13 protein-coding genes and 4 pseudogenes are annotated in these 21,076 nt (G+C 41.3%); 7 read left to right on the top strand and 10 right to left on the bottom strand.

What is annotated here, in order from left to right; translation table 11 throughout:
• Positions 1-63 precede the first annotated feature (63 nt).
• Positions 64-2,184, bottom strand: a pseudogene (locus FTU05_RS11580) (TonB-dependent receptor).
• A gap of 405 nt (positions 2,185-2,589) precedes the next feature.
• Positions 2,590-3,648: an outer membrane protein Omp38 gene (omp38, locus tag FTU05_RS11575; RefSeq protein ID WP_180041632.1), complete on the bottom strand. Its 1,059-nt coding sequence runs from the start codon at positions 3,646-3,648 to the stop codon at positions 2,590-2,592.
• Between the two features lie 377 nt (positions 3,649-4,025).
• Here omp38 and FTU05_RS11570 point away from each other — a divergent pair, with 377 nt between their 5' ends.
• The 3 genes from FTU05_RS11570 to FTU05_RS11560 all read left to right on the top strand — a co-directional run bounded on the left by FTU05_RS11570 (position 4,026) and on the right by FTU05_RS11560 (position 6,481).
• The gene (locus tag FTU05_RS11570) at positions 4,026-4,547 is read left to right on the top strand and encodes a GspH/FimT family protein (RefSeq protein ID WP_180041631.1); all 522 of its coding nucleotides are present in this window, start codon (positions 4,026-4,028) and stop codon (positions 4,545-4,547) included.
• A 113-nt stretch (positions 4,548-4,660) separates the two neighbouring features.
• Positions 4,661-5,836 carry an acetyl-CoA C-acyltransferase gene (locus FTU05_RS11565; RefSeq protein WP_180041630.1) on the top strand — a complete coding sequence of 392 codons (1,176 nt, stop codon included), beginning with the start codon at positions 4,661-4,663 and terminating at the stop codon, positions 5,834-5,836.
• A 207-nt stretch (positions 5,837-6,043) separates the two neighbouring features.
• Positions 6,044-6,481, top strand: a complete 438-nt coding sequence (locus FTU05_RS11560; RefSeq protein ID WP_180165394.1) for a VOC family protein — start codon at positions 6,044-6,046, stop codon at positions 6,479-6,481.
• An 81-nt stretch (positions 6,482-6,562) separates the two neighbouring features.
• Here the strand turns inward: FTU05_RS11560 and FTU05_RS11555 are convergent, their stop codons facing one another.
• The 5 genes and pseudogenes from FTU05_RS11555 to FTU05_RS11535 form a co-directional block, all read right to left on the bottom strand.
• Positions 6,563-7,048: a DUF934 domain-containing protein gene (locus FTU05_RS11555; protein ID WP_180085417.1), complete on the bottom strand. Its 486-nt coding sequence runs from the start codon at positions 7,046-7,048 to the stop codon at positions 6,563-6,565.
• Positions 7,041-8,684, bottom strand: coding sequence for a nitrite/sulfite reductase (locus FTU05_RS11550; protein ID WP_078190090.1), 1,644 nt, complete (start codon positions 8,682-8,684; stop codon positions 7,041-7,043). The genes FTU05_RS11555 and FTU05_RS11550 overlap by 8 nt, the downstream gene beginning before the upstream one ends.
• Before the next feature lie 265 nt (positions 8,685-8,949).
• Positions 8,950-11,355 carry a glucose/quinate/shikimate family membrane-bound PQQ-dependent dehydrogenase gene (locus FTU05_RS11545; RefSeq protein ID WP_180165392.1) on the bottom strand — a complete coding sequence of 802 codons (2,406 nt, stop codon included), beginning with the start codon at positions 11,353-11,355 and terminating at the stop codon, positions 8,950-8,952.
• Positions 11,356-11,525: 170 nt separating this feature from the next.
• Positions 11,526-12,728: pseudogene (locus tag FTU05_RS11540) on the bottom strand (carbohydrate porin); the annotation flags it as partial.
• Between the two features lie 252 nt (positions 12,729-12,980).
• Complete coding sequence (locus FTU05_RS11535) at positions 12,981-14,102, bottom strand: CaiB/BaiF CoA-transferase family protein (RefSeq protein WP_180022846.1); 1,122 nt, start codon at positions 14,100-14,102, stop codon at positions 12,981-12,983.
• A 210-nt stretch (positions 14,103-14,312) separates the two neighbouring features.
• Between FTU05_RS11535 and FTU05_RS11530 the strand changes: the two genes are divergently transcribed.
• Positions 14,313-15,323 (top strand): AraC family transcriptional regulator, encoded by a 1,011-nt coding sequence (locus tag FTU05_RS11530; protein ID WP_180005120.1) that lies wholly within the window; start codon positions 14,313-14,315, stop codon positions 15,321-15,323.
• A gap of 49 nt (positions 15,324-15,372) precedes the next feature.
• On the opposite strand, the gene FTU05_RS17950 is transcribed toward FTU05_RS11530, so the two are convergent.
• On the bottom strand, positions 15,373-15,810 hold the full coding sequence (locus FTU05_RS17950) for a hypothetical protein (RefSeq protein ID WP_257230118.1): 438 nt from the start codon (positions 15,808-15,810) through the stop codon (positions 15,373-15,375).
• A gap of 38 nt (positions 15,811-15,848) precedes the next feature.
• Here FTU05_RS17950 and FTU05_RS11520 point away from each other — a divergent pair, with 38 nt between their 5' ends.
• From FTU05_RS11520 to FTU05_RS11510, 3 genes are all read left to right on the top strand, one after another.
• Positions 15,849-17,054: an acetyl-CoA C-acetyltransferase gene (locus FTU05_RS11520; RefSeq protein WP_180165389.1), complete on the top strand. Its 1,206-nt coding sequence runs from the start codon at positions 15,849-15,851 to the stop codon at positions 17,052-17,054.
• A 10-nt stretch (positions 17,055-17,064) separates the two neighbouring features.
• Entirely contained in the window at positions 17,065-19,197 is a 2,133-nt protein-coding gene (locus tag FTU05_RS11515) for a 3-hydroxyacyl-CoA dehydrogenase NAD-binding domain-containing protein (RefSeq protein WP_180165388.1), read from the top strand.
• Between the two features lie 184 nt (positions 19,198-19,381).
• Positions 19,382-19,720 carry a hypothetical protein gene (locus FTU05_RS11510; RefSeq protein ID WP_078190097.1) on the top strand — a complete coding sequence of 113 codons (339 nt, stop codon included), beginning with the start codon at positions 19,382-19,384 and terminating at the stop codon, positions 19,718-19,720.
• A gap of 79 nt (positions 19,721-19,799) precedes the next feature.
• Here the strand turns inward: FTU05_RS11510 and FTU05_RS11505 are convergent.
• Together FTU05_RS11505 and FTU05_RS11500 are read right to left on the bottom strand one after the other, a co-directional pair.
• Positions 19,800-20,243, bottom strand: a pseudogene (locus FTU05_RS11505) (GNAT family N-acetyltransferase).
• Positions 20,237-20,950, bottom strand: a pseudogene (locus FTU05_RS11500) (SAM-dependent methyltransferase); the annotation flags it as partial. The pseudogenes FTU05_RS11505 and FTU05_RS11500, both read right to left, overlap by 7 nt.
• Between the last annotated feature and the right edge of the window lie 126 nt (positions 20,951-21,076).

Here is a 21,076-nt window from a genome sequence, read left to right as displayed (position 1 = left end):
ATCACTCATCAATAAAAAGCCACCTTGAATAGGTGGCTTTTTATATTAAAAAACTAATCTAACTTAGAAATCAAAAGTCACACCAACTTTATAGGTACGGTCTGCACCAATCGTGGCAAAGTTTTCATTAAATACGCCCTCCCAATATTTTTTATTGGTCACATTGTCGACATTTGCCATAAATGTTGTAGATACACCACCTAAATTTGTTTTATAACGTGCACCTAAATCCACTGTCGTGAAATCAGGTAATTGTAAGGTATTTGCTGAATCAACATATTGTTCACCTACATAGTTTACTCGACCATTCACAGATAAACCGTCGAGTAAAGGTAAGGCATAATCCAAACCAATTGTCGCTGTAAGATCTGGCATACCTAGAAGCTCATTGCCTTTATTGCCTAATGCTTTGGTATATTCCGTATCAAGATAAGCCATGTTACCTAATATCGTTAAACCATCACGAACTTGTCCTGAGAAACTCCATTCAATGCCTCGAGCACGTGTTTCTGCACCATCAGTAGTCGCCCCATCAATTACCATAGTGTCAGGCTTTTTAATCTCATACAAAGCAAGTGTATTTAACCATGATCCATTTTGGTATTTAGCACCCACTTCATATTGTTCGGTTTTAAAAGGTGCAAAAGTTTTTCCAAAATTCAGATCACTTTCATCTGTAACGGTTTTACCTTGACTCAAACCCTCTACATAATTGGCATATAAAGAAAGATTTTCACCAAAAGGTTTAACTACAAGACCTAAACTAGGTGACCAAGCATTTTCTTCATAACGCCAATCAGCACTATTTTTACGTTGTGAGCTAAAATTCTTCAAATCCATATCTTGGTAACGTAAACCGAGAATAAATTGAAGTTTATCTTGAAGTAATGAAATTTGCTCACTCAAAGTATAACTTGCAAACGTATTGTCATTTAATGGCATGACACTTGGTGCGACCGCCATGAATCCATTTTGACCGGGGTTATATAAGTTAGTTGAATATCCACTGGATGTAGCAGGGTTATGCTGATCTGTCTGAATATTAAGATAATCTGCTCGAAGACCTAATTTGTGTGAAACAATACCCGTATTAAATTTATAATCACCGCCAATATTTGCGGATGTATTTTTAAAGTGCGCGTATTGACCATAAGTCTGTGTAGTCGCATCACCTTGTTCATTATTCAGAACCATACGTGTGCCAAATACAAAGCCTTTATATTTTTTATCTGCATAACCAGCACCAGCAAAGATATTTTCATTCGGTATTAATGCATATTTCGCTTTTAAACCAACAAACTTACTATCTATTTGAGTATCTGAATCATTAAAATAATTTAACCCACCTTCCGGTGCCGCAATCACTTTTTTAATCTTTGCAAACGAAACCATGGCTGGTGAACCATTTTCACGATCTTCATGTATTGCATAGGCATCAAAATTTACTTGTAATTGATCTGTAGTATAGTCTGCAGCAATTGAACCCAGTGCTTTAGTATCTTCTTCTCCATCAATATTACGTTTACCTTGGCCATAGACTAAATTCGTGCGAACACCAATTTTTTTTTTGTTCACCGAAACGGCGTGAAACATCAAGATGACTTTGGTAATAACCTTCATCTTCCAGAGTAGAAGTCAGTCTAGTTAAATCTTCATGTGCACGTTTAGGCGTAATATTAATCACACCACCAACCCCTCCATTAGGTGCCATCCCAGCGACCAAGGCATTTGGCCCCTTCAAGACCATTACAGCCTCTAAGGTTTCTGTGGGTACACGACTGACCGGTGCCATTCCGTATAAACCACCTAAAGCAATTTCATCACCATGCACACCAAATCCACGAATTTGGAAATTTTCATATAAATGCCCCTGATTCGTGGTCATACGAATACTCGCATCATTTTTTAAAACTTGTGCTACAGTTGACGCTTGCTGTTCTCCAATCAGTTTTCACTATATGCCGTCACGCTAAATGGCGTATCAACAATTTTTTTATTTCCCAAAGCACCAAGGTCTGTCTGCGCTTTCAACTTACCATTTGCAAGTTGCTTTTCTGCAGGTACCTCAACTTCAATTGTTTCAAGCACGGTTCGCTCTGCTGCATTTACTACTGCAGATGTGCCCACCCCTAAGATCGCGATTGAAATCGCACGGACTAAATGAGTTTTTGGAAAATTGATCATTGTTGAACGCTTAATTTATTTTAATAAGAATCATTATTATATTTAGAATAATTCTTAACTGCATCATGAATCCCGATGATAATATTTTTTTAATGAAAAATATAAATATTCATTTTTTATAAATTATCGACAACACAAATGTAAATATTTGTTTTTAGTTATTTTTATAAAAAATAAAAACACAAACTTTGTATGTTCAATTAAAGCTCTTACGCAAACAAATGGCTAATTAATATACAAATAATTTGAATAGATATATCCATTTACATCCAACGATTATTTAAAAGTAAACAACGCTTTTGCGTTAGTGCCTTTTAGCCAAATTTAAATCTCCTTTTTTAAATTTTTAACAAAAAAAAAGCGACTCAAAAGAGCCGCTTTTTTCTAACCGAAGTTAAACTCAAATTATTGAGCTTGACCAGGTTGAGCCACTACAGTACGGCTACCAGAAATCGTAGCGAATACGCGACGGTTCATAGCACGGCCTTCTTTAGTGTTGTTGTCAGCGATTGGTTGATCCCACGCGAAACCTTGAGTAGATAAACGAGCTGGGTCAACGTTGTATTCGTTAACAAGCGAAGATTTAACAGAGTTAGCACGAGCTAGTGATAAACGTTCGTTTAGAGCACGTGGACCAGTGTTATCTGTGTGACCTTCGATGTTCGCTGTAGCATTAGGGTATTCGCCTAATTTTTCAGCTACTTTAGCAATTTCAGGTTTGTATTGATCTTTGATGTTTGATTTGTTTGTATCAAAGAACACACGAAGTTCCATGTTAAGATCTTCAGTCAACTCTTGAGGAGCTGGAGCAACTGGAGCAACAGGAGTTACAGGAGCAACTTCAACTACAGGAGCAGCAGGTTTCAAGTGACCGCCAAGAACTACGTTAAGACCAGCTAAAGCTGTGTAGTTCCAGAAATCTTCATCGATGTTGTAAGTAGCACGAGCTTCTGTACGTAGAGATAAAGCATCGTTTAAGCGCCAGAAAGCACCTAGACCAGCATTACCCAAAGTACCTTCTTCAGTAGTACCACGAGCTTGTGCAGATGGAGATACACCACGAGCAGCAGCTTCGTCAAATTTGTATTTATAGTGACCAGCACCTAACAATACATATGGCTTAACTTTGCTGTCATAGTTTTTAGTAATCAAATCAGAAGTAGCATAAAAGTTACCGTTGATTTGAGTTTGTTTGTATTCGCTGTCAAGCGGATCAACATCACCTTTAACTTGGTTATATTCAGCTTCGAAACCTAACCATGGAGTTAATTCAACACCAAGTGCTGCACCAACAAACAAGTCGTCTTGTAGCTCAGGACTTTCAGTTAAGTTGCCACGGCTGTTGTTGTGTTGAGAATCTTGGAAAGTGTAACCAAGCATTAATGGAGTAACAGTTACGCCTGCGTTTGCAGCTGCTAAAGGAGCAGCTACGAGCATTGCTAATGCAATACGACTCATTTTCATGGATTTATCCTCCAGAGATAACAATTGTTGTTCAAGCTCAAGCCGAAAAATTGGCTATCCTGAGATAGGCTTTCTTATACCCCAGTTTTTTTTTAAGCTATTTACGCTGAATCATACAAACACTTTATTCTTTTTCCAAGTGCTTGATTAATCTAATCAAGTAAATTATTGACAAAATTACTTACAATTTCCGTTGTAATTCGGTAAATTTTTACTCAATTTTGAGCAGTGAATCGCCTATTGTCACTTGCTATTTTCATTTTAACAGCTTTATCTAAAATTGAGTAATAAAATTCTATACTCAAAATTAATATCGCCATTAAAAACACATATAACACTAAACATATAAAAATAATATTAAATTTTGGATTAAATCAATGCTTTACAATAAAGAAACCGGCTTTACTTTATTTGAACTTTTAGTCTCAATTGCGATTATTGTCATTATCGTGACGATAGCTTTACCACATTTCAACAATTTAATGGCGCAGCGAGAAGCGAATAACATCAAATCGACTATTCAAAATCACAATGCATTCGCACGGGCTCATGCCACTATTTATCATTCCAATATTGTGATTTGTCCTAGTCTTGACTTTAAACTTTGCCAACCTAACAACTGGAACAGTGGTCTGATTATATTTATTGACAGCAATAAAAACCGTCAAGTTGATGCAAATGAAAAAATATTACTGCAAGACAAACTCAACTTAAAATATGGCGATCTGTCTTGGCGTGGGACTCTACACATTCCAAGTCTCACCTTTCAAGCTAGCTCCGGTTTACCCAATGGTTCAAATGGTAGTTTCTACTACTGTTCGAAATCAACGCTTCAACCGATCCGAGCAGTCTTAAGTCGAATGGGACATATCCGATTTGAAAACCCAACCAGTTGCTAATTTGAGAACCGGTGAGTCCAAAGCAGCCTTTTAAATTTGCTTTATTCCTGTTCAATTTTACTTATACTGCTGACGTATTCAAAAATTAATGTATAAGAAAATGGAGACATGTAATGACTGATATCGTCATCGTGAATGGTGCCCGTACTGCAATGGGTGGTTTTCAAGGGAGTTTAGCCGCTGTCACTGCACCAGAATTAGGCGCAGTCACAATTAAAGCAGCCATCGAACGCGCGGGTTTACAACCAACAGATGTTGAAGAAGTCATTATGGGCTGTGTGCTTCCAGCTGGTCTGAAACAAGGTCCTGCCCGTCAAGCGATGCGTCAGGCTGGTCTTCCAGATTCAACTGGTGCCGTAACCATCAACAAGCTGTGTGGTTCAGGTATGAAGGCCGTGATGCAAGCGGCAGATATGATTAAGGCAGGTTCGGCTCAAGTCGTGGTTGCAGGTGGTATGGAGTCAATGACCAATGCGCCGTATGTATTGACCAAAGCACGAGCTGGCTACCGTATGGGCCACGGTGACGTTAAAGATCATATGTTCTTAGATGGCCTAGAAGATGCAGAAACGGGCCGACTCATGGGTTCTTTTGCGCAGGATATGGCAAATACCAAAGGCTATACACGTGAACAAATGGATGACTTCGCCATTCGCTCGCTTAAACGTGCACAAACTGCAATTACTGGGGGGTATTTTGCTGACGAAATCGTGCCTGTCACTGTTTCGAGTCGTAAAGGCGATGTGATTATCGATAAAGACGAACAGCCTTTTAACGCCAATATCGAAAAAATTCCAACGCTGCGCCCTGCTTTTGCTAAAGATGGAACGATTACCGCTGCCAATGCAAGTTCTATTTCTGATGGTGCGTCTGCTTTAGTTTTAACTTCAGCAGATCAAGCTTCAGCAAAAGGTTTAAATCCGCTCGCAAAAATTGTGGCTTATGCTTCAAATTCACAACATCCATCCGAGTTTACCATTGCACCTGTAGGCGCAATTCAAAAAGTTCTAGATAAATCGGGTTGGAATGTTGCCGACGTAGATTTATGGGAAATCAATGAAGCTTTTGCCATGGTCACGATGTGCCCTATTGATGAATTTAAATTAGATGCTGAAAAAGTAAATATCAACGGTGGTGCTTGTGCGCTTGGACATCCAGTTGGTTCTACCGGTTCACGTATTATCCTAACGCTGATCCATGCATTAAAACGTACTGGTGGTAAACGTGGTATTGCAGCGCTATGTATTGGTGGTGGTGAAGCGACTGCTGTGGCGATTGAATTGCTTTAAAGCACTGTAGATTCCCTTCGTAAAGAGTGATTTAGAAGGAATATTCTTTAATCCTCCCCTAACCCCTCCTTTAATACAGGAGGGATACTGAAAACCCCTCTGTAAGAGGGTTTTTTTATGCTTACATTTTAGACATAAATTGTTCACATACAGCTCAGTAAAGGCTCTTAAAATAAATGTCGACATAATAAAAATGGATGACTTTTTATGCAGCTCAATCACTACTTGAATTTTCAAGGCAATACCGAGGCAGCCTTTAATTTTTATCGTTCTGTATTTGGTGGAGAATTCCTCAATGTGATGCGTTATGGTGATATGCCTGCTGAGGAAGGCATTTCTTTGTCCGATGCAGATCAGCAAAAGATTCTGCATATTTCCTTGCCAATCAATGAATTTACCGTGCTGATGGCCTCTGATGTCAACGAACAATTTTGTGCACAAACCAATCAACCCTTTACCGTAGGCAGCAATCACTATATTTCGATTAATTTAGACAGTAGTGAACAAGCTGAAGCCAAACGACTGTTTGATGGCTTGTCCAAAGGAGGCTCTATAGAAATGCCTCTCGAAAAGACCTTTTGGGGTGCGCTGTATGGCGCATTTACCGATCAGTTCGGTATTAAATGGATGGTCTTGCCAGCTTAAAAACGAATAATCACTCATTAAAAGTATTTCGATCAATAAAAAAAGCCTCCAAACGGAGGCTTTTTTTATCAATCAAGGTACTTAAGCACCTGTTTGATAATGCGCTTGCGGCACAGCAGTTGACGCTTGGTATGGATTGGTAAAATCACCTAAGCCAGCAGCAGCTTCAGCAATATCTTTACCTTCTTTCACCACAAATGTATCAAAACCTGAACGCTTCATGTAGTTCAACACGTCTTTGAATACATCACCTGTCGCACGTAGTTCGCCTTGGAAACCTTGGCGACGTAACAATGCAGCAAATGAATAGCCACGACCATCATTAAAACCGGCAAATTCGATGAAAATGGCATCTAACTGGTCAAGCGGGAATTCATTGGTTTCAGGTGAAGCATCAACCGTTACGAAAAGTGCTTTTTTACCAGTTACATTCGCAAGTTGATCTAACTGTTCAACTGTTAAAACCACGTCACCTTGTGGCAACACACCATCTTCACCAATGACTTGGTAAGTATTGTCTGCAATCGAGCCATCTTTAGAGAGGACTTGTAGTGCTGTATTAAGCATATGCACGCTCCTTAAATGGTTGGATGCCAACACGGCGGTAAGTATCAATAAACTCTTCGCCTTCTGCACGAAGGTCTAGATAAGTATTTAAGATTTCTTCAATGATGTCTGGTACAACTTCGGCTGCAAATGATGGGCCTAAGATGTCACCAATTGATGCATCATGGTCTGCATTACCACCCAAAGTGATTTGATAGAACTCAGCACCCTTTTTGTCTACCCCCAAAATACCGATGTTACCCACATGGTGGTGACCACACGCATTCATACAGCCAGAGATGTTTAGATCCAATTTACCCAAATTGTAAATGGTGTCTAAGTCATCAAAACGACGAGAGATCGCTTCAGAAATTGGAATCGATTTCGCATTTGCCAATGAACAGAAATCACCGCCTGGGCAGCAAATGATGTCGGTTAAGAATCCAATATGCGCACGTGCAAGATTGTGTTGATCAAGGATTTTCCATAGATCAAACAAATCTTTTTGCGGTACATCAACAAGCGCAATGTTTTGCTCATGTGTGGTACGGAACTCACCAAAGGTATATTTGTCAGCCAAGTCAGCAATCAGGTTCATTTCTTCAACAGTCATATCGCCCGGTGCAATACCCGCACGTTTCAGAGAAATCGTAACGATGCGGTAACCTTTGACTTTATGTGCATTGGTGTTGATGTTGAACCATTGTTTAAATTTCGGCTCTGCGGCAAATTGCTCTGCGAAATCTTCATCTGCATAATCTTGGTAATCAAATGGTGTGAAGTTCTCATCCATTTTCGCCAAGGTATCAGCATCGATTTTTAACGTTTTGATGGTATGTGCAAATTCAGCTTCAACTTTCTCTGCAAATACTTCTGGTGTTAATGCTTTCACCAAAATTTTGATACGCGCTTTATATTTGTTATCACGACGACCGTGTAAGTTGTATACACGAAGTACCGCTTCTAAATAAGCAATCAAATCTTCACGTGGCAAGAAGTCACGAATAAAGCTACCAATCACTGGGGTACGGCCTAAACCACCACCAACTTTGATTTTATAGCCAATCTCGCCTGCTTCATTTTTCACGATATACACACCGATATCATGGAAAGACGTTGCCGCACGATCAGTTTCTTCCAGTGCTGAAACTGCAATCTTGAACTTACGTGGCAAGAAAGCGAATTCTGGGTGGAAAGTTGACCATTGACGAATCAATTCACACGTTGGGCGTGGGTCAGCAATTTCACCTGCAACCACACCTGCATATTGGTCAGTGGTTGTGTTACGAATACAGTTACCCGAAGTTTGAATCGCATGCATTTGAACAGATGCGAGCTCTTGTAACATATCAGGCACATTTTCTAGTGCAGGCCAGTTAAACTGAATGTTTTGACGAGTAGATACGTGCGCATAACCACGGTCATAGTCCTGAGCCAATGACGCAATTTTACGTAATTGTTTAGAATTCATCAGGCCATAAGGTACTGCAATACGTAGCATCGGTGCATAACGTTGTACATAAAGGCCGTTTTGAAGACGCAGTGGACGGTATTCATCTTCCGTCAATTTACCTGCTAAATAACGTTCCGTTTGATCACGGAACTGTGCAACACGTTCATTAACCAGTTGCTGGTCAAAATCAGTATATAAATACATGGCGTACAGCTAGTAATTTCTATTATAACAATGCACAGCATAACGAGATTTCATCTATCAAGAAAATGCGTTTTTTACATATTTAATAGCGATTTTATTGATAAGACTGTCGCAATTTCACTGATATAGCGGATTTCGGTCCTTTACTTTTTATTTATTATTATATTGAATTATTTTTCTATTACTTAGCATAAATTTACATAAAGAATTTCAGCCAATAAAAAGCCCGATAAATCGGGCTTTTTATTTAGCGATGTAAAATCACTTATTTTTTATCTGGTAATGCATACGCAACAAGGTAATCACCAAGTTTTGTACCAAATGAACCATGACCACCAGCCATGATCACAACATATTGTTTACCATTTGCTTCATAAGTCATTGGAGTCGCTTGACCACCTGCGGGTAGACGACCTTCCCACAAAGTATCACCATTCGTTACATTGATTGCACGGATATAGTTATCTTGTGTTGCGCCTACAAACATGACATTACCAGCAGTCGAGATTGATCCACCAAGACCTGGTACACCAATTTTCACAGCAGGTAATTGGAACAATTTCGGTAAACTATCACGAATTGTACCAATACGTTTTTTCCAGACCACTTCATGTGTATTTAAATCTACACCTGCAGTAAAGCCCCATGAAGGTTGTTTACAAGGTAAGCCAAGTGGTGACAAGAAAGCTTTGATTTCCACACCATAAGGCACGCCATACATTGGTTGAACACCTTGTTCAGTACCCGCACCTTTCGTAGTTTGCTCACGGTTTGGATCTGTAGGAATCAACTTAGTCACAAATGGCAAGCCAATTGGGTTCATCACAGCGACTTGACGGTCTTGGTTCACCGACATACCACCCCATTCAAATACCCCAAGGTTACCTGGGAATACCAATGTGCCATTTTCAGAAGGTGGTGTATAAATACCGTCGTAGTTTAATGATTTGAAATACACACGACACATCAACTGGTCAAACATAGTGGCACCCCACATTTGTTTATCAGTCAATTTATCTTTTGGTGCTAAATCAAAATCAGAGAACGGTTGAGTTGCAGAATAATGCTCACCTTTAGTTTGTGGACCACGTTTTACAGTTTGTGGAACTGCTTTTTCGGTGATTGGCACAATCGCTTTACCGGTACGACGGTCAAGGACGAATGCATTACCTGTTTTGGTTAAGACATAGATCGCAGGAACAGTATTACCTGATTTATCTTTGATATCTGCCAATGAAGGTTGTGATGGTACATCCATATCCCACAAATCATGATGCGTGGTTTGGAAATTCCAAATTAATTTACCTGTTGATGCATTTAATGCCAACATTGAGTTTGCATAGCGTTCATCTAATGGCGTACGGTGACCACCAAAAATGTCTGGTGTGCCTACACCTGTTGGCACATAAACGATGTCAAGTTTTTCGTCATATGCTAAAGGTGCCCATGCATTCGGTGAGGCTACAGAGTATTTTTGACCTTCGCCTGGCATGGCATTTGGATCTTCCGCCCCTGTATCAAAGATCCACAATAATTCACCGGTATTGACATCATAACCACGGATGACACCAGATGGCTCTTTAGTCGAGAAGTTATCAGTTGTTGAACCGCCAATCACAATGGTTGTGCCAGTAACCACTGGAGGTGAAGTTGGGATATAACCACCCGGATACGGATAAGGCATATCTTTTTGTAGATCGACTTCGCCGTTATGACCAAAATCACTACATGCTTTACCTGTGTCAGCATTGACTGCAACCAAACGACCATCATTTACAGGCAAGATCACTTTGCGCGGACATTCAGTAGAAGTCGAGCGTTTGTTCTCTAAGCTTTTTGCAAACTGAGTGGTATTTGCAGCGTCAAAATAAGACACACCACGACATGTTAAATGTTGATAGGTATTGTCCGCTTTAAGTTTAGGATCGAATGCCCATTTTTGTTTACCTGTCGCAGGATCAAGTGCAATTAAACGTTGGTGAGTTGTACACATAAACATGTCATTGCCGACTTTAATCGGAGTGACTTGGTTTGTGGTTTCACCTGAGTCATTTTCTGTTGGTAACTCACCTGTACGGAAAGTCCATGCTACTTCTAAATCTTTAACGTTGTCGCTATTGATTTGGGTGAGTGGAGAATAACGTACACCACCTTGTGTACGACCATAGGCAGGCCAATCTTCAGGAGCAATACCCTCAATCGCTTTGGCTGTTTGAGGTTGTGCATTTTTAATTTCACCGTGAATTTCTTGCGGATCATTAAAAATTGAATAGATCATCACGATAATCGCAATCACCAGTGTGCCTGATAATGTAATTTTCGCAGTTTTGCCATTTTCCATACCGCGTGTCACGGCAGGAATCAGTAACCAAAGGCCCAATAAGCCTAAAATATCAAAACGCGGTGCAAGTGCCCAAAAGTCAGAACCTGCCTCCCATAGTCCCCAAATCACTGTACCCAGCATCAACGCTGCATAAATGTATAAAGAACTGTTTTGAATTTTTCTTAAGTATATTGCTGAAGCCAGCATTAACAGGCCGGCGATAATGTAGTACCAAGAACCGCCAAGGACTGCCAGCCAGATACCACCAATCAATAGAACTAAGGCGAAAATTGCCATCACAACGACGGTAAATGTTCGCATCCCAGTTCCGGTAGATGGGTTGCTCATGTTGACCACCTCTATTGTCGAATGTTGTATTTGGTGCGTGAAACACATTCAACACACCACCGTTTTTATGTCGCAAAGAGAAGTTGTTACAAAAACAATTCAAGGGGAAATATCGTAATTTTTCTCAGAATTACCGAATTGCTTTTATAAGAACTCTAATTTGACATCAATTAAAATGCTGTTTGAAATTTGATACCGCCGACCCACGCATTCTCACCATTTTTGTAAGCACCGACGTGACGGATATATTGAATATTTGGACGAATAGTCAGCCAGTTTGCTGCATGAATACCGTAGTAAATCTCTGCGTCATACTCTTCACTTTGTAGACCGCGTGCATCAACGCTGTTATTGGCAATATTGGCATCATTCACATCATCATTAATGCTGATACGACCTAAACCAATCGCAATTTCATCCTGAGGACGTGCATCGAATGCACCTTTGTAGACCAAGCCAATGTTTTGCATATCACTCACATTATTGGTGTCTGAGTCATGCACGGTGACATTCACAAAACCGCTTAAGCCACGTGAAGCATCGTCTTTGTGTGCTGTCAGTTGTTGTTTCGCCACAATCCAACCACCTTGATGGTGATCTTTTTCATTTATTGGGCTATCAATGACATCGGCATCAGCGGTACTGTAGTAGTAACCTGCACGGTATTCCCCCGGAAGCTTTTGTGTCCCCACTTTTGGAGTCCACACCACTTCGGCAGGAATGATGGCACCTTTAGAACCATCGGTACTCAAGTTCCAACCTTTACCACGTTTTAGATTTTCAGGGTTGTATTCATAAACTCCGACTTGTGCGTAGAGTTCAGGCTGAATGTTATATTTCACGCGAGCAGCCCATTGGCTGACTGGCCAGTTGTACCATTGGTCACCGACCCAGTTACCCACTTGTGAGCCACAAAGTGCTAAGTTTTGAAAGTCACAGTCAAAGCTGTTGAAATCTTCACCTTCACCAAAACGACCGACTTTAATATCTAATTTTTGGTCTAAGAATTTTTTCTTGATCCAAAAATCAGTCAAACGCCAAGTTTGACCACGACCCCACACTTCTTGTGTTGCACTTAAATGACCATTTAATGCATCTGAAGTTTGAGACAATGAACGACCATTACGTTCAGTGATATTGATTTGCGCTTCGGTATCTTTCCAACCCGCAATTTTTTCTAAATCGAGATGTGCCCCGATCGCGAATTGGTCCGCATATTCAGTGCCATGACCAGAAGCATGCTTTGCATCTAACAAAGTGGCTAATTCGCCACCATAACTAAAACTAAAATCGTAACCTTTCTGTTGAAGCGCTGTTCGTTGACCGTTCCAATCACCGAACATCCATGGGCTTTCAGAACTGAAAGCATCTGCAGTAGTTGCCGCTTGGGTTGCTGAACCCGCAAGCATTATTCCGAAGCTAAGATATAAAGATCCAAGTTTACTCACAGCTATTTTCATTTGGAGACCTATATACCAATTGTGTTAATAGTTCATACAATACTCTCACATTTGTATAATTTATTTATTTTTTTGTTAACAACTCTCAATATTTACATAGATGTTTATCTAATTAAGAGATTTTAAAGGTTTTATTGTTTAACTTATCACCTTTTTTTATACCATTCATAACCAATTATCCGCACCTAAAGTTTTACCCACATGGGTATAAATCAATGCTGATCTAGAAAATTTAATCGGACATGCCAGTTGAGTTTGTGTCATTGTGTCGCCTTCTTGTAGCGGAACTTCAACACACCAATGCCGCTCTTGGGCCAATTGTGAATTTAGAGCTTCGTCCAAACTTAAAACTGGTTCCACACAGACATCTTGAGAGGCAAAAATCTTTTTCCACTCAGCCCATGTTTTGGTTAGTATTTTTCGGGCAATTGCATGCTTAATTTCAGTTTGGTCTTGCGGATCAAATGACATGCCTTGCGTTGCTAAAGCGGGTAAATCTAGAATTTGCGCCAATCCATGTAAAAACTGTGGCTCCAAACCACCTATAGACAGATAACGACCATCTTGGGTTCGATAATAGTCATAGAAACTTCCGCCATTCAGATATGCAGTTTCTGCGGCGGTTACCGCATTGGCAGCCAATACGCCAGCTGCAGCCATATTGTTCAATGCGACGGCACAATCGGTCATGGAAATATCAATATATTGTCCTAAACCGCTACGGTAACGCTCAATCACCGCAGCTAAGATGCCAGTAATTGCATGCATTGATCCGCCTGCTACATCGGCGATTTGAATCCCCATCGGTGGCGGGCCACTGTCTTGGCGTCCGCTATGACCTGAAATGCCCGATAAAGCCAAGTAATTGATGTCATGCCCTGCACGGTCTTTGTAATGTCCGGTTTGACCATAACCCGTAATCGAGCAATAAATAAGTCGCGGATTAATTTCGGCCAAAACTGCATAATCCAAACCCAAGCGTTGCATGACACCTGGACGAAATTGTTCTACCACGATATCAAAATCTGAAATTTTAGCTTTGATCAATTCAATGCTTTTCGGATCTTTTAAATCTAATGCGATGGATTGTTTATTGCGATTTAAATAACTATGCGCTGTGGCTTGCCCATTGGCATAAGGTGGCATCAAACGAACTAGATCGGGACGCGTCGGTGACTCAATATGCACAACTTCCGCACCCATGTCAGCCAAATACAAGGTCGCAAATGGCCCTGGGAGTAATGTCGAAAAGTCGAGTACTTTCAATCCTTTTAAAGCAGCTTCCATGGATATTTTTCTCTAATTGTGTAGATTTTTTATCCATGGTAGAAATATAAAATGATTAAAACAATGTCATGTTCAGCCATTTACCTTGATAGTTTCGGCAATTTACCATGTAAAAATGGCAAAACCGCTGTTGTAAATTGCCATGATTTCTTTTTTTAGCGTCATTTAGGTCAAACATTTGTGAACATTAAAGAGACTGAAGGATTAAACATGAGTCGTGATACGATCAGTATCCATTTCGTCAACGCAGCCTTAACTGGTGTGAGACGTCTCGGCATGGATGTCGAAACTTTATTGTCTCATGTTGGCATTGAGGCTGAACTTCTACGCCAACCCAAAGCGCGTATTTCACCTGAACAATACACACGTTTTATTAAAATGTTGTGGATGGTGACTCAAGACGAACATGTCGGTTTTGATATTCAACCGCGCCGCTTGGGTACTTTTGCCATTATGTGCCAATTGATTATTCATGCAAAAACCCTCGGTGATGCACTCGAATTGTCTTCGCAGTTCTACAAACTGTTTGGTGATGAATGGTCGGTGACACTAGAACGTGATAAGCACGAAGCACGTTTAGTTCCTCAAATTCCAAAATCTATGGACCCAGACCATTTCATTACAGAAAGTATGCTGATGATTTGGCATGGTCTCGCTTCTTGGTTGATTGAACGTCGTCTGCCTTTAGAGCGTGTTCACTTCGGTTATGAACGTCCTGAACATGCTGACGAATATGATGCCTTGTTTTTTGCACCTGTCATGCAGTTTGATACACCACGAACTGAAATTACATTTGCAGCGGATTATTTAGATTTACCCATTCGTCAAAACGAAGAAACGCTTGAAGAATTCTTAAAAGCGGCTCCTGCACAGTTATTGGTTAAATTTAAAAATACCAATTCATTAACATCTCGTATCCGTGATGTGCTGAAGAGTCAAATTGGCGAAGAAATGCCAACCTTGAACGATGTTGCTTCAATGCTGTATCTATCGCCGCAAACACTACGTCGTCGTTTAGCCGCTGAAGGTAAGAGCTACCAAGGTGTAAAAGATGCTTTACGTCGAGATGCTGCAATTCACTTATTGCTTAACCCAGACTTAACGCTTGAAGATGTTGCACAGCAAGTCGGTTTTAGTGAAACCAGTACTTTCCACCGTGCATTTAAAAAGTGGACCGGTGTAACACCAGGCCTATATCGCCAATTACATGGTTATCATTAAGCAATATTCAAAAATACCATTCTCTAAAACCTGATCTCGATCAGGTTTTTTATTTCGGAAAATCTGCGCGTTGTTTTTGACAAAGCAATGGATCGACAGGCGTAATCACTCGTTTGCCATCCTGTATCCGATACATTTCTGCCTTGGTCACATGATCATTTCGATCATACTCACAGGCTAAACCGCCCGTCCCTTCATCTGAAGGATGAATGCCATAAATCATATAAATATAAAAAACGATTATGCATACAAAACCTAAGCAGCCAGCAAAAACAAGCCAAGCCAGACTTTTCAACACTCGCTTCACATTTTTATGCATAAGCAGATCTTCAATTTGTACTGAATCGATAGCAACTGATCTTAGCCTATCCTCGCTTTCAATATGCAGGTTGATTTTGACCTTATTCAGCTGTAAGCGTTGACCAAAAATATCAAACGACTCGCCCGTTCTCATCATTGCACTGGCTTGATTAATCCGTACACTCAAAAAACCAATAAAAATTTATAGATCATAGGGACAGGATTATGAGCGAGGCTTACATCATTGATGCCATTCGCACACCGCGCGGAAAAGGTAAAAAAGATGGTTCACTGCATGCCGTTAAACCCATCAGCCTACTGACCGGTTTATTGAACGAATTGCAAAACCGCCATCAATTTGACACCGCTGCAGTAGACGACATTGTACTGGGCTGCGTGACCCCCATTGGTGACCAAGGTGCGGACATTGCCAAAACCGCAGCCATTGCAGCAGGTTGGGACAATGATGTGGCAGGTGTTCAGATCAACCGTTTTTGCGCCTCAGGTTTAGAAGCAGTCAATATGGCTGCGCAAAAGGTCCGCTCTGGCTGGGAAGACCTTGTGGTGGCTGGCGGTGTTGAGTCGATGTCTCGTGTGCCAATGGGCTCAGATGGCGGCCCTTGGGCGCTCGACCCTGAAACCAATATGGCCTGTGATTTTATACCACAAGGCATTGGGGCAGATTTAATTGCCACCATTGACGGTTATAGCCGAGCAGATGTGGATGCCTTTGCAGCCAACTCTCAGCAAAAAGCAGCCGCAGCTCAAGCCAATGGTTATTTTGACCAATCTGTCGTTCCTGTTAAAGACAAAGCAGGCGTGACTATTTTAGCCAAAGATGAATTTATTAAACCAACGACCACAGCAGAAGGCTTAGGCAAGCTCAATCCAAGTTTTGCCATGATGGGGCAAATGGGCTTTGATGCCATCGCCTTACAAAAATATCCTGAAGTGGGTGCTGTTAACCATGTACACCATGCAGGCAATTCATCGGGCATTGTCGATGGCGCTGCAGTGGTGTTGCTTGCCTCTGAAAAAGCCGTAAAAGAACAAGGCCTAAAGCCACGTGCCAAAGTGCTCGCAACTGCATTAGTGGGCGCAGACCCGACCATTATGCTGACAGGTCCTGCACCTGCTGCACGTAAAGCCTTAGCCAAAGCTGGCTTAACCATTGATGATATTGACCTATTTGAAGTGAACGAAGCTTTTGCAGCAGTCGTGATGCGTTTTATTACCGAACTCAAGGTTGATCCTACCAAAGTCAATGTGAATGGCGGTGCAATTGCATTAGGACATCCGCTGGGTGCAACAGGCGCCATGATTTTAGGCACCCTGATGGATGAACTAGAACGCCAAGGTAAAAAACGCGGTTTAGCAACCTTGTGTGTCGGTGGCGGTATGGGCATCGCAACGATTATTGAGTTGGTATAAGGAGACTAAAATGAGCGCAATTCAATTTGAAAAAAATGCCGACAATATCGTCATTTTAACTTTAGATTCTCCAAACCAATCTGCCAACACCATGAATGCAGACTTCCGTGCTGCACTGGCTGAAACGGTAGACAAACTGCAAGCAGATGAAAATATTGCAGGGATTATTTTCCGCTCGAACAAAAAAACCTTCTTTGCAGGCGGTGATTTAGACGAACTGATTCAAGCCACACCTGAACATGCGACTGAATTCTTCAATATGATTGAAGAGATGAAAGCTAAACTGCGTTATATCGAAACCCGTGGCATTCCAGTTGTGGCAGCTTTAAATGGCACAGCGCTTGGCGGTGGCTGGGAGTTAGCACTCGGCTGTCATTATCGTATTGCGCTTAATGATGCTAAGGCTAAATTTGGCTTGCCTGAAGTGACCTTAGGCTTACTGCCGGGCGGTGGCGGTATCGTCCGTATGGTACGTTTATTGGGTCTGCAAAATGCATTTCCACTCTTAATGGAAGGCAAACAAATTGGTGTCGAAAAAGCCAAATCATTAGGGCTGATTCAAGACACTGCAGATAGCCTTGAAGAATTGATGGACAAAGCCATTGCGTGGGTCAAAGCCAATCCAAAATCACAGCAGCCCTTTGATGTAAAAGGCTATAAAATTCCGGGCGGTACGCCATCGACTCCTGCTGTGGCGCAAATGCTCGCCATTGCCCCCGCTATGCTGCGTGACAAAACCAAGGGCTGTTACCCTGCGCCTGAAGCCATTATGTCGGCTGCTGTTGAAGGCGCTCAGGTCGATGTTGATACGGCGCTCACGATTGAATCACGTTACTTTACTTACCTTGCAACCGGTCAAATTTCTAAAAATATGATCGGCACCTTCTGGCATGGTCTCAACGCTATTAAGTCTGGTGCAAGCCGTCCAAAAGACGTCGCGAAATGGCAAGCCACCAAAGTTGGTATTTTAGGTGCAGGCATGATGGGTGCAGGCATCGCTTATGCCACAGCATCAAAAGGCATTGCAGTTGTACTCAAAGATGTTTCTGTTGAAGCTGCTGAAAAAGGCAAAGCCTATAGCCAAAAACTGCTAGATAAAAAAGTATCTCAAGGCCGTTTAAGTGCAGAAAAACGTGATCAAGTTTTAGGACTGATTCATGCCACTGCAGATGCTGCCGACTTACAAGGCTGCGACTTGATCATTGAAGCGGTATTTGAAAATGTCGAACTCAAAGCCAAAGTGACACAAGAAGCAGAAGCCTATTTGGCAGATGGCGGTATTTTTGCATCCAACACCTCAACCTTGCCGATTTCAGGCTTGGCCAATGCATCTCAAGATCAAGCTAAATTTATCGGTCTACATTTCTTTAGTCCTGTCGACAAAATGCAATTAGTGGAAATTATTAAAGGTAAAAACACTTCGGCTGAAACTTTGGCTAAAGCCTTTGACTTTGTGCAGCAAATTGGCAAAACGCCAATTGTAGTGAATGACAACCGTGGCTTCTTTACCAGCCGTGTCTTTGGCACCTTTGTGCAAGAAGGTTTACGTCTGCTGTCTGAAGGCGTACACCCTGCCCGCATTGAAATGGCTGCACTAAAAGCCGGCATGCCTGTAGGCCCATTGGCGATTCAAGATGAAGTGTCTTTAACGCTGTCTGAGCATGTTGCGGCCGAGACACGTAAAGCCTTGCAAGCCGAAGGCAAAGACCTACCACGTTCAGGTGCGGATGACGTTATTCAAACGATGATTCATGAGTTTGGCCGTAAAGGTAAAGCTGCGGGTGCAGGTTTTTATGAATATCCTGAAGGCGGTAAAAAGCACCTCTGGGAAGGCTTGAGTAAATGGCAGAAAGATAATGCTATTTCTGAACAGGAAATGATTGACCGCTTCCTATTTGTACAGTCGCTCGATACGCTGCGCTGCCTAGAAGAAGGCGTACTTGAATCAACAGTAGATGGTAATGTCGGTTCAATCTTCGGGATTGGTTTTGCCCCTTGGACAGGTGGTGCACTTCAATTTTTAAATCAATATGGTTTGGAAAAAGCGTTACTTCGTGCCAATACACTAGAAGCAAAATATGGCGAACGCTTCAAAGCACCGCAATTGCTGAAAGACAAAGTGGCGAAAGCTGAGCAGATTTAATTATTCATTTTGAGCATGCAAATTTTGCTGTTCAATCACATCAAAAGGAGCTTCGGCTCCTTTTTATTTTCCTTCTCAGTCGCGTGTTTGCAAACAAGCCTAGAATTTACGCGAACTCTCATCAGTTTTATGTTATAAAGTAACAAGTTTTTTGATTTCTTTTTATCCGATTGAGTAGCTTGTTATGACAGATCATACTTCTCCTGAAAAATCACCATGGGGCTGGAAAGCACTGATTATCTTCTGTATTTTAGGTGCGCTATTCATGGGTATTTTCTGGCTTGCTGTGACCAATGAACCAGACTATATGCCGAGCCAACAGAAAAAAGACAATACTCAACAGCATGCATTTAAAAATGCCCCTGTGATGTCAGAAGAAGCGTTGAAAAAGGCGCAAGCTGATCAAGCAGCTCGTGAAGCATCTGCACCGACTGCAGCAGACATGCATATGACCGAAGAACAACATGCACATATGGATGACATGAGCCCTGAACCTACTGCATCGAATGATCATGGTCACTAAGCTTTGACCCAATCTATGCAAATAAAAAACGCTTAAAATATTAAGCGTTTTTTATTTATAGCTGTCCAATTTTAAGTATTTAAGCCAAAGCCATATACATATCTTGATGCGGAATACCACAATCTAAATATTCATCACCTTCAACAACAAAACCCAACGCTGCCTAAAAAGGGATAGCATGCACTTGTGAAGATAGTTTTAAATATTCACGTTGCTCTAATGTCGCTTGTTGAATGATGGCTTGCATCAAGATTTTACCAATCCCCTGACCGCGATGAGCCTTTAAAACAGCAACACGGCCGATACTGTTATTTTTCAACAAACGAGCAGTTGCAACAGCTTTTATCCCATCATGAACAATAAAATGCAGTGAAATCGCATCTTCTGCATCCCACTCATCCGCGGGCGATATCTGCTGTTCTAAAATAAAGACCTGTTCACGTATCGGTCGAGCTGCAGATGCCAGTTGCTCCCACGGTCCGAATTGAATATTTAACTGCTGCATCCCTTCATCCTTTAGCATTTACAGCCAATATCTTGCTGGTCCCATTGATCATTCAACAATAATTCTAACGAATGCTTTTGAATGCCATACATGTCTTTTAAAGCTTGAATCTGTGCCAATACCGCTTGATCAGGTTCGACATAGTCTGCACGTTTGGTTGCCAAGATCATTTTATTTTTACTGGTATGTTCAAGTGCCACAAATTCAAAGACTTTGGTTTCATAACCATATGCTTTTAATAAAAGTGCACGAATCGTGTCAGTAAGCATCTCTGCTTGCTGGCCTGCATGAATACCAAATTGCAACATCGGTGCAAGTACTTGCGGCGCTTTCAATTGCGGACGCAGTTCTTTATGACAACACGGCGCACACATGATCATTTGCGCATTTAATCGAATACCGGTATGAATCGCAAAGTCCGTTGCCACATCACAGGCGTGCAGTGCAATCATGACATCTAAGCGCTCAGGCGCATATGTACGAACATCGCCTTGGAAAAAATCCAGTTGGCTGAAATTCGACTGCTGCGCAACGCTTTGGCAAAATTCCACCATTTTCGGATTTAGCTCAACCCCTGTCACTTTAGGCACTTGCTGGTGTTTTGCTAAATAATCATATAATGCAAAAGTCAGATAGCCTTTACCTGAACCAAAATCCACGACATGTAGAGATTGATCGCTCTCTTTGATCTGGCTTAAAGCGCCTGAAAAAATTTCTACAAATTTCTTTGTACACGACAAAAAAAGATAACTCATTGAAATAATGGCATAATACTTGTTTTCTGACGACGAATATGATGACACATTTCAATGAGTTACATCTCATCTTAAACAAATATCTAAAGTGGAACA

Origin of the sequence: Acinetobacter sp. YH12049 (assembly GCF_013419875.1) — a bacterium.
In the GTDB taxonomy this organism is placed as follows: Bacteria; Pseudomonadota; Gammaproteobacteria; order Pseudomonadales; family Moraxellaceae; genus Acinetobacter; species Acinetobacter amyesii.
This window is presented reverse-complemented; position numbering and strand designations above follow the sequence as displayed.